General features: G+C 69.7%; 10 protein-coding genes and 1 tRNA gene. 3 read left to right on the forward strand and 8 right to left on the reverse strand.

Going from position 1 to position 14,341, the window contains the following annotated elements; genetic code table 11:
• Window position 1: 1 nt before the first annotated feature.
• From MRBLWO14_RS02905 to MRBLWO14_RS02915, 3 genes are read right to left on the reverse strand one after another with little or no spacing between them, the layout of a single operon-like run.
• Window positions 2-1,438: a CDP-glycerol glycerophosphotransferase family protein gene (locus tag MRBLWO14_RS02905; protein ID WP_341934973.1), complete on the reverse strand. Its 1,437-nt coding sequence runs from the start codon at window positions 1,436-1,438 to the stop codon at window positions 2-4.
• Window positions 1,435-2,685, reverse strand: coding sequence for a CDP-glycerol glycerophosphotransferase family protein (locus MRBLWO14_RS02910; protein ID WP_341934974.1), 1,251 nt, complete (start codon window positions 2,683-2,685; stop codon window positions 1,435-1,437). Before MRBLWO14_RS02910 ends, MRBLWO14_RS02905 begins: the two co-directional genes overlap by 4 nt.
• A 56-nt stretch (window positions 2,686-2,741) precedes the next feature.
• The gene (locus MRBLWO14_RS02915; RefSeq protein WP_341934975.1) at window positions 2,742-4,391 is read right to left on the reverse strand and encodes a trypsin-like peptidase domain-containing protein; all 1,650 of its coding nucleotides are present in this window, start codon (window positions 4,389-4,391) and stop codon (window positions 2,742-2,744) included.
• A gap of 100 nt (window positions 4,392-4,491) precedes the next feature.
• Here MRBLWO14_RS02915 and MRBLWO14_RS02920 point away from each other — a divergent pair, with 100 nt between their 5' ends.
• Window positions 4,492-5,691: an aminotransferase class I/II-fold pyridoxal phosphate-dependent enzyme gene (locus tag MRBLWO14_RS02920; protein WP_341934976.1), complete on the forward strand. Its 1,200-nt coding sequence runs from the start codon at window positions 4,492-4,494 to the stop codon at window positions 5,689-5,691.
• Window positions 5,692-5,727: 36 nt separating this feature from the next.
• On the opposite strand, the gene MRBLWO14_RS02925 is transcribed toward MRBLWO14_RS02920, so the two are convergent.
• Window positions 5,728-6,534 carry a carbon-nitrogen hydrolase family protein gene (locus MRBLWO14_RS02925; protein WP_341934977.1) on the reverse strand — a complete coding sequence of 269 codons (807 nt, stop codon included), beginning with the start codon at window positions 6,532-6,534 and terminating at the stop codon, window positions 5,728-5,730.
• 81 nt (window positions 6,535-6,615) lie between these two features.
• Here MRBLWO14_RS02925 and MRBLWO14_RS02930 point away from each other — a divergent pair.
• Window positions 6,616-6,689, forward strand: a tRNA-Met gene (locus tag MRBLWO14_RS02930).
• Window positions 6,690-6,757: 68 nt separating this feature from the next.
• Here the strand turns inward: MRBLWO14_RS02930 and MRBLWO14_RS02935 are convergent.
• Both MRBLWO14_RS02935 and MRBLWO14_RS02940 read right to left on the reverse strand, forming a co-directional pair.
• Entirely contained in the window at window positions 6,758-8,254 is a 1,497-nt protein-coding gene (locus MRBLWO14_RS02935) for a cytosine permease (RefSeq protein ID WP_341934978.1), read from the reverse strand.
• Between the two features lie 55 nt (window positions 8,255-8,309).
• The gene (locus MRBLWO14_RS02940) at window positions 8,310-9,134 is read right to left on the reverse strand and encodes a nitrilase-related carbon-nitrogen hydrolase (RefSeq protein ID WP_341934979.1); all 825 of its coding nucleotides are present in this window, start codon (window positions 9,132-9,134) and stop codon (window positions 8,310-8,312) included.
• Window positions 9,135-9,283: 149 nt separating this feature from the next.
• On the opposite strand from MRBLWO14_RS02940, the gene MRBLWO14_RS02945 reads away from it, so the two are divergent.
• Window positions 9,284-10,129 (forward strand): type II CAAX endopeptidase family protein, encoded by an 846-nt coding sequence (locus tag MRBLWO14_RS02945; RefSeq protein ID WP_341934980.1) that lies wholly within the window; start codon window positions 9,284-9,286, stop codon window positions 10,127-10,129.
• Window positions 10,130-10,171: 42 nt separating this feature from the next.
• On the opposite strand, the gene MRBLWO14_RS02950 is transcribed toward MRBLWO14_RS02945, so the two are convergent.
• Together MRBLWO14_RS02950 and MRBLWO14_RS02955 are read right to left on the reverse strand one after the other, a co-directional pair.
• Window positions 10,172-13,069, reverse strand: coding sequence for a UPF0182 family protein (locus MRBLWO14_RS02950; protein ID WP_341934981.1), 2,898 nt, complete (start codon window positions 13,067-13,069; stop codon window positions 10,172-10,174).
• Window positions 13,070-13,134: 65 nt separating this feature from the next.
• Window positions 13,135-14,229 carry a PDZ domain-containing protein gene (locus MRBLWO14_RS02955; protein ID WP_341934982.1) on the reverse strand — a complete coding sequence of 365 codons (1,095 nt, stop codon included), beginning with the start codon at window positions 14,227-14,229 and terminating at the stop codon, window positions 13,135-13,137.
• Between the last annotated feature and the right edge of the window lie 112 nt (window positions 14,230-14,341).

Raw genomic sequence — 14,341 nt, forward strand, 5'->3', positions numbered from 1 at the left:
GTCAGCGGGTGACGAAGCCCTGATCGAGGATGCGGGCGACGACGCGCTCTGCGGCGCGACCGTCGTCCCGACTGTTGAACTGCGCCTGCCACGCCGCATAGCGCGACGCGTAGGCGGCTCGGACCCCCTCGTCGGCGAGCGCTGCCACGAGTTCCTCCTGCGTGCGGACCAGCGGACCGGGGGCACGCGCCTCGAGATCGAAGTAGAAGCCGCGCAGTTGACCGCGGTAGTGGTCGAGGTCGGGCACGAGGAAGAAGAGGGGCTTGCCCGTGACGCTGTAGTCGAACATCACCGAGGAGTAGTCGGTGATGAGCGCGTCCGCGGCGAGGAGCAGCTGCGAGGTCTCCGGGTAGCCGGTGACGTCGATCACGCGGGCCCCGGCACGGTCGCGATCCGTGTCGATCGTGCGCGAATGGCCGCGCACGAGCACGACGGAGTCGGTCTGCTGCGCGAGCAGCTCGGGGTCGACGAAGTCGACCATCTCGGCGCGGTCGTCGCGCCACGTGGGGGCGTAGAGCAGCACGCGCTCCTGCTCGCCGATGCCGAGCGCGGATCGGATGGCGGCGGGGTCGCCCGTGACGAGCGCGTCGTTGCGGGGATACCCCTCGACCCAGATCGGACGCCCGAAGAACGCATATGCCTTGCGCAGGACGCGCTCGGCGTACGTGTTCTGCGCGAGCAGCACGTCCCAGCGACGCGACTCCTTGACGACCGCCGCCATGCGCCGCGGATCGAATCCCGGCCGATGCAGCGCGAGCCGCTTGAGGGGCGTGCCGTGCCAGGTCTGCAGCACCCGCTGGCCTGGTTTGCGCGCGAATCGGCGTCGCAGCCAGTCGTTCACGACGAGCAGCCTCGCCGCGGCTCGGGCGCGCCACCACTCCGGGCTCCCCTCGACGACGGCGATCGCCCCCTCGGGCACCGCCACCGACAGATCGACGACGCTCCAGTAACGCGTCACAGACGGGGCCTGCGCGGCGAGCGCGCGATCGATGGCCCGCGGGTTGCAGCCGACGCTGCGGCCGTAGAAGCTCTCGAAGAACACCGCGTTCTCGGTCGCTCCGGAGTGCGTGACGTAGCGCCCCTCGAGCGTGGACTGCCCCTCGGCGGTCTCGTAGACGGGGTCGATCGGCGCGGCCACCCGGGCGGTCGCCTTCTCGACGGCGATGCGCAGACCCGGCAGGAGGCGGGGAGCGACGGAGAGGTCGTCGAGCTCGACACCGGGGATGCGGATGCGGTACTCGCCGGTCGGCAGCGGGAGCTCGGCTCCGCCCCAGCGGGACGCACGGAGCGGGAAGGTCGCCTTCCAGGTCTTGCCGCCGCCGGTGATGCGGCCGTCGACCCGTGCGCGGGGTCCGACGAGGGACGCGCTGGTCGGACGCTCCCCGGTCCCCGCGACCACCAGGGTCTCCGCCGCCTCGTCGATCAGGGCGGTGGTCATGCTGCTCCCTTCGGCGCAGGGACTCCCCGCGCACGGATCCTGTCGTACACGCGTCGGGTGTTGCCGCCGTCGCGGAACGCATGCATCTCCGCGCTGAGCGTATCGGAACGCTCCGACCTCGCCCGGAAGGCGCTCTCGTCGTCGAGCAGCGAGGCCAGCTGCGCGATCACGCCCTCCCAGTCCTGAGCCGCATCGTCACCGGCGACGTCTTCGAAGCGACCGTAGAACCCTCTCGTCTCGGCGTACTCCTCGGCGTCCGGTGCGAGGTGGATCACCGGCATCCCGAGCAGTCCGACGTCGTAGGCGAGAGAGGAGTAGTCGGTGACGAGCACGTCGACGGCCGGCAGTGCAGGCGTGACGTCCGGGAGCAGGCTCGCGCCGAGCATCCGCACCCGGGCGGTGGGCGTCGGCGGGCTGTAGTGCCCCTCTCCCAGCGGGTGCGACCGCACGAGCAGCACGGCATCGCGCTCCTCGAGTGCACGGACGATGCGTGCCCACTGGTCCGGGCTGGGCACCGCGGGGTCCGGGGCGCCGTCGCGCCAGGTCGGCGCGTACAGCACGGTGCGGGCGCCGGACAGGTCACCGACCGTGCGCTGCAGAAGAGCGGATGCCGCCGCGCGCCGCTCGGCAGGCTCTCCCGCCGACAGCACGTCGACACGAGGCTCGCCCGTGACGACGACCCGATCGTCGCCGAGACCGAAAGCCGATTCCAGCCGCCCGCGCGACCGATGCGACGCGGCGGGGAGCACTCGGATCCGCTGCGCGGCGCGTCGGTACAGGAACGCCACGAGCGTGCGCAGCAGCGGTGCCCCGGGGACCGCGGGAACCTGCGTCGTCGCCGGGGAGTCCAGGCCGATGCGCTTGAGCGGGATGCCGTGCCACAGCTGCACGATGAAAGCGCCGGAGTTCGCGTAGCGGTTCGCATCGCCGAGCCCGTGCGTGACCACGATGACTCCCGCTCGCGCGGTGGCCCACCACCCGCGGAGGCCCGACTTCGGAACGGTGCGGATGCCGAGGGCCGCAGCGTCGCGCTCCTCTCGCTCGGACGAGGTCAACCACAGGGTGTCGTGCCCCTGCGAAGCTGCGAGTCGCTGCAGGGCGAGCGCGCCGTCGCCGATGCCCGCGCCGCAGCCGAACACCCAGCGCGTCCCTCGGGGTATGACGAGAGTGCCGATGCGCCCCACGAGGTACAGCGGGATCCGGAGCAGCTTGGCCGCATTGCCGGAGCCGAACGAGAAGGACGCCACCCCGCGAGCCTATCGCGGGGTGGCGTCCTGTCTGCGAGCGAAGGAGCGTCGTCGAGTCAGCCGGCCAGCTGGCCGAGGGTCACGTCGATCTCGTACTCCTTGCCACCGCGGATGTACGTGACCTTGGCATCGCTGCCCGCGGCCGCGGCACGGACCTGGGCGGTGAGGTCATTGGCGCTCGTGATCGGCACGCCGTTGAAGGCGGTGACGATGTCGTCGGCCTTGAGACCCGCGGCGGCCGCCGCTCCCCCGCCCGTGACATCGGCGATGTAGGCGCCCGAGACCGAGGCGTTCTCCGCACTGGCGGCGTCGCGTACCGATGCCCCGAGCAGGCCGTGGGTCGCCGCACCGTCGGCGATGATCTCCTCCGACACGCGCTTCGCGATGTTCGAGGGGATCGCGAAGCCGATGCCGATGGAGCCCGACTCCTCCGAGCTGCCGGAGCCCGCGATCGCGACGTTGATGCCGATGAGCTCGCCCTTGCTGTTGACCAGAGCACCGCCCGAGTTGCCGTGGTTGATGGCGGCGTCGGTCTGGATCACGGCGATCGAGATGCTCTCCGAGCTCTGCTGCGAGCCGTTCCCCGGGAGGTCGAACTGGAACGGGCCCTGGCCGTCGCCCTCCTCGGGCGACTGCTGCTCCTGCGGCGCGTCTTCCGACGACGAGTCGGGAAGGGCGGACGACTGGATCTGGATGCTCCGGTTGAGGGCGCTGACGATACCGGTGGTGACCGAGTTCGACAGGCCGAGCGGCGCGCCGAGCGCCACAGCGGTGTCGCCCACGTTGAGCTTGGACGAGTCGGCGAAGTCGATCGGGGTGAGGTCCTTCGCGTCGGTCAGCTTGATGACCGCGAGGTCGTAGATCGGGTCGGTGCCGACGACGGTGGCCGAGAAGATGCGTCCGTCGGAGGTGGTGACCCGGATCGTCGGGTCGGCCACGGCTCCCCCGAGCGTCACGACGTGCGTGTTGGTGAGGACGTAGCCGTCCTTGCTGATGATGACGCCGGAGCCGCTGCCGGCCTCGTTGGACCCGGCGACCTCGATGGTCACGACCGACGGCAGCGCGGCGGTGGCGACGGCGGTCGTCTCGTTGACGGATCCGGGGTTGTTGACGGTGACGGTCTCGGGACCCTGGGCGACGCCCGTGGTGTTCTGGTTGGAGATGCCGGTGAGGATCGCGCCGCCGCCGAACCCGGCGACACCGCCGACGAGAGCCGCAGCGACGACGATCGCGGCGAACTTGACGCCTGCGCGCGGCTTCTCCTTGGTCTTGACGGCCGGCCCCTCCGGTGCAGACCCGGCGACCGGCTGCGCGGTGTGGATGCCGAAGGCGGCACCCGGAGCGGTCGCGGTGGGCGCTCCGTGCGGAGACGAGCCCTGGAAGGCCGGGCCCTGCGGCGCCGGTGCCCCGTAGGGTGCCTGCGGTGCGGTCGGCGCCTGGCCGAGGTGCGCGGCCGGTGCCTCGAACGTGGGCGCGTCGAACGCCGGAGTCGCAGGCTGCGACGACGTGAACGTCGGCGGGACCTCGTGGCCGCGGCCCGGAGCGGCGGGGATGCCGGAGGCAGCGGCGGCGGGGGTCGCCTCGCCGGCGGGGGTCGGTGTGGCGGCATCCGTCGTCGAACGGTCGACGTCGGACGATGCCGGGGCGGACGGCACGGCGTCGTGCGACGCGGGTGCCGGCTGGTCGGGGGTGGTGTCTTCGTTCATGGTGTGTGCTCCTTCAACAACGCCCCTTCAGAGTGCGCCTCATATCTGTGCGTTTCGTATGTCGAGGATGAGTTTCCGCTATGGCCTTAGCCTGTTGTTCATGAGTGTCATCCCCGGCGCATGGCGGCGCACGGCAGCAGGAGCCGGACTGCTCGCACCAGACGGTTCCGTCGCACCTACGATCTTCGCAGAGATGTCGGCGGCAGCGGCCCGAACCGGCGCGATCAATCTCGGCCAGGGCTTTCCCGACGAGGACGGTCCGGCCGAGGTGCTCGAGGCGGCCAAGGCCGCGATCTCGCGCGGTGAGAACCAGTACCCGCCTGGCCGCGGCATCCCGGATCTGCTCGCCGCGATCAGCGAGCATCAGCGGCGGTTCTACGGGCTCGAGGTCGACCCCCAGCGCGAGGTCATCGTGACCGCCGGGGCGACCGAGGCTCTCACCGCGACCCTGCTCGCTCTCATCGACGGACCCGACGACGAGGTCGTCGTGTTCGAGCCGTACTACGACTCCTACGCCGCCGCGGTCGCTCTCGCGGGCGCACGACTGCGGACCGTACCCCTCCGCGCACCGGGGTTCCAACCCGATCTGGAGCGACTGGCCCGGACCGTGACCGACCGCACGCGGGTCATCCTCGTCAACGATCCGCACAACCCGACCGGCACGATCTTCGATCGAGACGTGCTGACGGAGATCGTCCGGCTGGCCGAGCTGCACGACGCGGTCATCGTGACGGACGAGGTGTACGAGCACCTGTCGTTCCGTGACCCGCACACCCCGATCGCGACGCTCCCCGGTGCGGCGGAGCGCACCCTCACGATCTCCTCGGCGGGCAAGACCTTCTCGGCGACGGGCTGGAAGATCGGCTGGGTGCACGGACCGGCCGAGCTCATCACGGCCGTCCTCACGGTCAAGCAGTATCTGACCTACGTGAACGGCTCTCCGTTCCAGCCGGCGGTGGCCGTGGGGCTGCGGCTGGGCGAGGGGTTCTTCACGGATGCCGCGCGCACGATGGCCCACAAGCACGAGATCCTCGGCGCCGGATTGCGCGCAGCGGGCTTCACGGTGCACCCGCCCCAGGGCGGCTACTTCACGGTGGCGGACGCCTCGGGGCTCGGCGGAGCGGATGCCGCGGCTTTCTGCCGCGCGCTGCCGGAGCGTGCCGGCGTGGTCGCGATCCCGCTCACGGCGTTCGTCTCCCCGGAGCACCGCGACGACTACGCGGGACTCGTGCGCTTCGCGGCGTGCAAGCGCGTCGAGGTGCTGGAAGACGCCGCGGCCAGACTCGCCGCCGGATTCTGATCGGCCGCGCGACCACGGCGGCCGCGGAGAGACCGATCAGCGCGGGACCACCCGGTAGCGCCGCACGCGCAGCGACGGGTTCGCCGCGCGGACGCGCTCGATCGACGCCGCCTCGACCGTGGCCACCGCGATGCCCTCGGTCGTGCCGGCTCCCGCGAGCACGACGCCCTGCGGATCGACGATCTGCGAGTGTCCCACTCCGATGGGCGTCGGGTGGTCGGCCGAGATCACGTACGCGGTGTTCTCGATGGCGCGGGCGGCGAGCAGCGTCGTCCAGTGGTGCTCCTTGAGGGGGCCGCGCACCCATTCGGCCGGCACGACCAGCGCGTCGGCTCCGTCGTCGACGAGCGTGCGCGCCACCTCGGGGAACCGGAGGTCGTAGCAGGTCATCAGCCCGAAGCGGATACCGGCGACCTCGAAGGTCGCAGCCGCGTCGAGGTCACCGGCCTCCACCCAGTCCGACTCCGTCTGCCCGAAAGCGTCGTACAGGTGCTGCTTGCGGTACGTGGCGAGAATGCCGTCGCCTCGGACGGCGACGACCGTGTTGCGCACGTGCCCGGCGTCGGAGGCCTGCTCCACGAGTCCCGCGACGATGACGACGCCGTGGTCGGATGCCGCGGCGCGCAGCGACGACACGAACTCCCCGTCCAGCGTCTCGGCGTTCGCCGCGAGGGACTCGTCCATCGGGTCGACGAAGTAGCTCGAGTACTCGGGGAAGACGACGAGTCGGGCACCCCTGGCTGCGGCCTGTGCGGTCAGCTCGGCGACGCGCTCGCGATTCCGCTCGCGGGAGTCGGTGGGTGCGAACTGGCAGACGGCGACGGGCACGGCGGCGGAGGTCATGTGCTCATCCTCCCCCACACGCCCGGGGGGTCGGGCTCGATTCGCGCACCTCCGACATCCGTGATAGGTTATTCCTTGTGCCGCGGGGTGGAGCAGTTCGGTAGCTCGCCGGGCTCATAACCCGGAGGTCGCAGGTTCAAATCCTGTCCCCGCAACAAATGAAAGGCCCTCTGGCCCGGAGAAATCCAGGTCAGAGGGCCTTTCGCTTTTCCTGAAGCGCCCGTCAGCCGCGGTCGGCGCCGAAGCTCACGGAGCGGATGCCGGCGGCATTCGCCTCCTCGCGGGCGAGTCGCCTCTCCGCGTCCAGGTCGAGACCGCGCGCGAGGACGACGTAGGCGATCGCCGAGGCGATGAGGCCGACGAACAGAGCGATGTCGATCCCGCCGATGGCGGTTGCCACCGGACCGGTGAACCAGGTCGTGACGACGAACGGGATCATCGCGGCGATCCCGACGACGTACGCCGTGATCCCGCGCCAGCCCCATGCGCCGTACAGGCCGTGCGGGCGGAACATCTCCGCGACCGCGTAGCGCCCACGACGCACCAGGTAATAGTCGACGAGGTTGACCGAGGTCCAGGGCACCAGCACGTACAGCAGCACGACGAGGAAGCTGCCGAACGACTCGAGGAACTCCCCCGTCGAGAATGCGGCACCCAGCAGACCGCCGAGACCGACGAGCGAGCACGCGACGATACGGGTCATCCGCGTCGGCCGCACCGGCCGGAAGGAATCGGCGACCGTGATGAGCTCGATGCTCGCGGCATAGATGTTGATCGTGATGACCGTGATGAGCGCAGGCAGCGCCGACCACAGCAGCACCGGGCCGAGCCCCGGCAGGATCGCGTCTGCGGCGGTGCCGATCGCCTCGACAGGGTCGGCCTCCGTGAACAGCGACGCCACGAACGCACCGAGGATCATGAGCCAACCGGCCCCGACGATCACTCCCGACGCGGTGTGGAAGAGCGCCTTGCTCGGACTCGTCTGCGGAGGCAGATAGCGCGAGTAGTCGGAGACGTACGGCGCCCAGCCCAGCGCGTAGGCCGCAGCGGCCGCGAACTGCACCAGGAACGCCGGCCAGTTCATCTCCGCGAGCGAGAAGTCCGCTGCAGGGAGAGGCAGCACGAAGAGGGCGACCACGGTGAACACACCGAAAGTGGCGAGGAACAGCCAGGTGAGCCACTTCTGCACGCGGTGGATCCAGTGGTAGCCGACGATCGCGAGAGTCAGCGCGAGAGCCGTGATGAGCACGTACCACCACGCGCCCGCATCCACGCCGGTCGTCGTCGTCAGCACCTGCCCGGCGAGCAGCTGGTTGAAGATGTTGAACCCGACGATGCTCGCGACGACCACGAGACACACGATCGCGACCCCGCGGTAGCCGAATTGGGCGCGGGACTGGATCATCTGCGGCAGCCCCAATTGCGGACCCTGCGCCGAGTGGAAGGCGGTGAACACCGTGCCGACGCACACGCCGAGCACGATCGCGACGACCGAGACGAGGAAGTTCGCACCCATGGCGACGCCCACCATCCCGGTCGCCAGCGTCGTGAGGTTCGCGTTCGACATGAACCACAGCGAGAACAGACTCGACGGGGTGCCGGTGCGCTCGGTCAACGGCACCCAGTCGATGGACTTGACCTCGATGCCGCTGGTCGCGGGCAGTGCGACCTCGGTCTGCGCGACGCCGGGCTCGGGCAGCCCGCTGCTCTCATATGCCATGGGTGGGTTCCTTTTCGGGTGAGGAATCGGGGGATGCCGGCGCGAGGCCCGCAGGTCAGGACGGGTGCGCGCGGTAGATGTCGGGCCGACGGTCCGCGAAGAGGTCGTTGTGCGGGCCCAGCCCCTTGTCACCGGTCGTGATCCGCAGGATCGCGGTGGCCACGCCGTCGCTCTCCTCCGCGACGACCCAGCCCTCCCCGTCGATCACCGCGGTCCCGCCGGTCCACTCCACTCCGCGCTCCACGCCGTGGCGGTCGGCGATGACCGTGGGGAGCCGGGACGACCGCGCCGCGCCCATCGCCTGGATGGTCTCGGGAGGCCGCTCCCCCGCGGGGCGCGGGACCAGAGGCCAGTTCACGGGCAGTGCCAGGAGGTTGGCGCCGGACAGCGCGAGTGCTCGGGGAACCTCGGGGAACTCGTTGTCGTAGCAGATGGCGACGCCCAGTCGGCCGATCGCGGAGTCGACGACCATCCCGGCATCCGTTCCCGGGGTGAAGACGAGCTTCTCCTCGCCCCACAGATGGGACTTGCGATACGCGGCCAGCACGCCGTCACGCGCCAGCACCGCGGCGGAGTTGTAGAGGTCGTCGCCGTCGCTCTCGGCGAAGCCGATCACCGCGACCGTCTGCGCGCCCAACAGCGCCGCCAGTCGGGTCAGTCGGTCGTCGTCGCGCGGCATCGCGAGGCGCACGGCCTCATCTCGGTCTGCGAAGACGTAACCGCTGGTCGCGAGCTCCGGCGCCACCACGAGGCGCGGGGCGTCGTCGCCGTATGCGGAGAGAGCATCGCCCAGGCGGCGGAGGTTCCCCTCCACGTCGCCGATCTCGATCAGCGGGCTCACAGCGATCGCTTCGATGGTGCGCGGAGAAGAGACCGTCATGTGAGCAACAGTAGGACGCGACGGGGCATCGTCCCATCCCACCGATCCTGTGCTCCCCATCGGGTTCGCCGATGGACGCCGCTCGGTCCCCCGGGATCGGACTGTGGACAGCCTCCCCGCCGACGGGTCCGGGCTGGCATGATCGCACCATGACCCGGCCCGGCGAACGCCCCGCGCTCCCCTCCTCGATCTCGACGGATGATCGCGTCCGGCGACGCCTCTGGATCGGCCTCCTCGCCGTCATCGTGTACATCGCGTTCGCGGCCGGAGGCGGTGCGCTCATCGACGTGCTCGGCGCCGCCGATGCGGATCCCGTCGCCGAGCTGGCGCTCACGCACCTCATCCCACTCCCGATCGCGATCGCGGCCGGTCTGGTCTTCGCCCGTCTCTCCGGGTGGTGGACGGATGTCTGGACCGACGCACCCATCGCACGCGCGACGCCGCGTCGACTCTGGTGGTGGCTGGTGCCTCTCGCGATCGTCGCCCAGCTCGTCGCCCTCGTCAGCGACGTGCACTGGTCACGCCTGAGCGCCGCGTACGTCGCCGTCGGGCTGCTCGCTTATCTGCTCGTGGGCCTCGGCGAGGAGCTGTACTTCCGGGGCATCCTGCTCGAGTCCGTCCGCGCCCGCCACGGCGAGACCGTGACGCTGCTCGTGACCGCGCTCGCCTTCGGCGTGGCGCACTCGTTCGGCAGCCTGATGGGCGGGGTGCCCGTCGGAACCATCGCGTTCCAGGTCGCCGTCACCACGATGGACGGTGTGCTCTTCTACGCCGCGCTGCGGGTCACGGGAACCCTGTGGGTCCCCATCGTGCTGCACGGCCTCGGCGACTACGCCCGCTGGCTCGCGGCTCCCGGCGATGACGGCTCTGTGAGCCCCCTCGCCGTCGGCAGTCAGATCGCGATGACCGTGCTAGCGGTCATGATCCTGTTCAGCGTCATCCGCGAAGATCGCCGCACGAGAAAGCCGCGCGTCCCCGCCGCTGCCCGGAGGTGACCCCGTTCGCAGCGGCCGAGACGCGCGGCCCGATCGCGAGACTTACTCTCCCGATGCGCCTTCCAGCTCGAGGAGCGTGTTGACCGCGTCGGTCAGACGCTTGTCGGCCTCGGCGAACTTCGTCAGATCGCCCGACTTGAGGGCGGCGTCGCGGTCGAGCAGCGCCTGCTGCGCGTCCGCGAGGGCGTCGGCCTGCGCATCGGTCGGAGTGGTGGGCTCGGTCGGCACCTCGCCGGTGTCGGGATCCGGCTGCGTCGGCTCGACCTGATCATCGCCGCCTGTCGCGCCGGAGTCGCCACCGAACAGCGCGTCGAGCGCCGCAGTCAGGGTGTCTTCGAACGCCACCTTGTCACCGAAGGCGACGAGCACCTTCTGCAGACGCGGCAGCTTCGTCCCCTCGGACGACTGGACATAGACGGGCTGCACATACAGCAGACCGCCACCCACGGGCAGCGTGAGCAGGTTGCCGTAGATCACCTGCGACTCACCCTGCTGCAGCAGGTTGAGCTGCGGCACCACGGAGGTGTCCGAGTTGTACGTGTTCTGCACCTGGCCGGGACCGGGCACCGTCGTGTCGGTGTCGATCTCGAGCATCCGGAGCTGGCCGTAGCCCTCCGACTTCTTGCCGGCCTCCGAGCCGGCATCCGAGTCGACCGCGAGATAACCCATCAGCACGTCACGGTTGCCGCCGCTGCCGGAGGCACTCGGGATGAACGTCGAGAACATCGAGAACCGCGGGGAGTCCTGACCCGGCATCTGCATGGTCAGGTAGTACGGCGGCTGGAGCACCGAGTCGCTGCGCGGATCGTTCGGCGTCTGCCACCGGTTGTCCTGCTGGGCGAAGGAGCCGGCCGTGTTGATGTGGTAGATCCCAAGGATGTCGCGCTGCACCTTGAACAGGTCGGTCGGGTACCGCACGTGGCTCATGAGGTCGCCCGACATCTCGCTGACCGGCTTGAGCGTCGACGGGTAGATCTTCTGCCACGTCTGCAGCACCGGGTCCTGGTCGTCCCACGCGTACAGCGTCACGGATCCGTCGTAGGCGTCGACGGTCGCCTTGACCGAGTTGCGGATGTAGTTGATCTCGTCGATGGCCAGAGACGGCGACGGGAGGTTCGAGTCGGCGATCGCCTCGGAGAGGCTCACGTTCGTCGAGTAGGGGTACGACGAGCTCGTCGTGTAGCCGTCGATGATCCAGACGATGCGACCGTCGACGACGCTCGGGTACGGGTCGCTGTCGAGCTCGAGGTACGGAGCGACCTTCTGGACGCGCGTCTTCGGATCGCGGTCGTACAGGATCTGCGAGTCGTCGTTCACGAGGTTCGAGAACAGGATCTGCTCGGACTGGAACTTCAGCGCGTACAGCAGCTTCGTGAAGGTGTTGCCGATCTTCGGTCCGCCGTCGCCGTCGAACGTGGTCTTGGTCTCGCTCGACCCGTCCTTTCCGCGCGGGTAGTCGATCTCGACGGGATCGGACCCGTCGGGCGCTCCGACGATCGAGTACTCGGGCGAGTTCTCGCCGAAGTAGACACGGGGCTCGAAGTTCTCCTGATCGGTCAGGAATCCGGACGACGGGATGCCGCGCTCGAGGAAGACGGGCTCGCCGTCGCTCGTGCGCTGGTTGCCCGCCGCCGCGACGAGACCGTAGCCGTGCGTGTAGACCGCGGCGCGGTTGTTCCAGTTCGAGACGTCGACGCCGGCCATGTCGAGGTCGCGCACCGACACCACCGTGTCCTGCATGACGCCGTCGATCTCGTACCGGTCGACGTCCATGTTCTCCTGGAACTGGTAGTAGCCGCGGTACTGCTCGAGCTGACGGACGGTCGGGCTGATGACGGCCGGATCGACGATGCGGATGGATGCCGTCGTCTCGGCGTCGGCGCGGAGCTGGCCCGCCTCGGCGTCGGTCTCGGCCTCGAACGGCGTGGTCTCGAGGTCGGCGACGCCGTACGCCTCTTTGGTGCCGTCGATGTTCCGCTGGTAGAACTCCGCCTGGTAGGCGTTCTGGTTCGGGCGCACCTGGAACGTCGTGACCGCCCACGGGTAGCCGACGCCCACGACGAGCGAGGCGATGATGAGCAGCGCGGTCGCCGCGAGCGGGAACCGCCAGCGGCCGATCACGGCGGTGACGAAGAACAGCACGGCCACGATCGCCGCGATGATCGCGAGGATCGCGAGGCCGGGGATGGTGGCGTTGACACCGGTGTACGCGGGGCCGACGATGCGGTCGTCGGGGCTCACGAGCGTCTTGAACCGGTCGAGCCAGAGGCTCGCGGCCTGCACGAGGAGGTAGAGACCGGCGATGACGGCGAGCTGGATGCGCGCGGCCTTCGAGATGCGCAGCTCGCCCTGGCCGATCCGCACCGAGCCGTACAGGTACGAGACGAGCGCCGTGACGATGAGCGTCAGCAGCAGCACGGCCGACACGAAGGCGAGCAGGATCGAGTAGAACGGCATCGCGAACATGTAGAAGCCGGTGTCGACACCGAACTGCGGGTCGACGGAGTCGGTCGCCACGCCGTTGGCCCACAGCCACACGGTCTTCCACTGGCTGGCGGCCGAGAAGCCGGCGAAGAGGCCGAAGAAGATCGGCATGCCCCACATGGCCAGGCGACGGAGCGGCTCGATGACCTCCTGGTAGCGGTCGAGCTGCGAGCTCAGCCGCACGTACACCGGGCGCAGCCGGTAGGCGAGCTGGATCGCGACGAACAGCGGCACGGCCATGCCGAGGAACCCGACGACGAACATGGTCACCGTCGCGATCCACTGCGTCGTGAGCACGTTCGTGAAGCCCAGCTGGTCGAACCAGAGGTACTCGGTGAAGAGCGACGAGAAGACGAAGAAGACGGCGATCAGCGCGGCGATGATCGCCAACGAGATGCCGAAGATTCTTCGGGAGGTTCGAGGAGTGGCCGGGTTCGGTGCGGAAGTCGAGGTCACCCTTCCATCCTAGGCACGCCTTACTGTGGTGCGGCTGTCGTTCCTGTCACGGGGAGGTCACGACGTCACTTCGCGGCGGCGGCGTCGCACGTCGGCAGGGAGTCGACGTCTCCCCCGTTCGCGATCACCTCGAGCGCCGCGAGGGACTCGTCGAGCGTCGAGGTGCTGAGCACCGTGAGCCCGTCGGGGACGTGCCCCGTCACCTCGTCGCAGTTGGACTCGGGAGCGAGGAAGTACTCGGCGCCGGCATCCCGCGCTCCGTAGAGCTTCTGTCGGATGCCCCCGATCGGCCCGACCGTGCCGTCGGCCTCGATCGTGCCGGTGCCGGCGACGTTCTGCCCGCCGTTGAGCTCACCGGGGGTCAGCGTGTCGATGATCCCGAGCGCGAACATCATGCCGGCACTGGGTCCTCCGACGTTGTCGAGCTGGATCGTGACGTCGATCTCGAAGTCGTAGTCGGTGCGCAGCGTGACGCCGATGAGCCAGGTCGTCACATCTCCCTCGACGTGCTTCTCGGGGGTGACGTCGACGGTCCGCTCCTCCCCCGCGCGCAGCACGGTCAGTTCCACGGGGTCGCCTCCGGCATCCTGGATCGCCTCGCGCAGGAGCTTCGCCGAGGCGACGGGGGTGCCGTCGACGGCGGTGATGACGTCTTCGGGCTCCAGCAGCCCCGCGGCGGGGGCGTCGTCGAGCACGTCGACGACGGCGACGGCCGCGCCGGTGTCGTACCCGAGCTCGTTGAGCGCAGCCGCCGTCGCCTCGTGCTGCGAGTCGACCATCAGGGTCGCGTTGCGCTCGTCGCGCTGCTCGCTCGTCTGCCCCTCGGGGAAGACAGACTCGATCGGGACGACGGCGCGCGACGGGTCGGTCCACGCCAGCGCGAGCTCGAACCAGCTGGGGGTGCGCTCGCGGTTGCCCACCACCTGCACGGTCGTGAGGTCGAGCGTGCCGGCCGTCTCGTAGGTCTCCGCGCCCTCGACCTTGATGAGCGGGACCTGCTCATCGTCGGCGCCCGCCGCCGTGCCGAGGGTGTCGTAGACGGGTCCCGGTCGCTGGATGACGTACGGCGTGGGGAGGAAGGTGAGCACCACGAGCGCGATCAACGCCACGATCAGCGCCCATACTCCCAGTCCGAGCTTCACAGACCGGGTTCGATCCACAGGTTCCTCCGTCGTTCGCGGGCGGCGTACAGCGATCTGCCCGTGCCCGGGTCTCGCGGCCGATCCTGTGACTAGCGTAGATGCCACGGCTTCAGACGTGCTGAGAGGCGAA

The sequence above is a fragment of the Microbacterium sp. LWO14-1.2 genome (assembly GCF_038397715.1).
Taxonomy (GTDB): Bacteria; Actinomycetota; Actinomycetes; order Actinomycetales; family Microbacteriaceae; genus Microbacterium.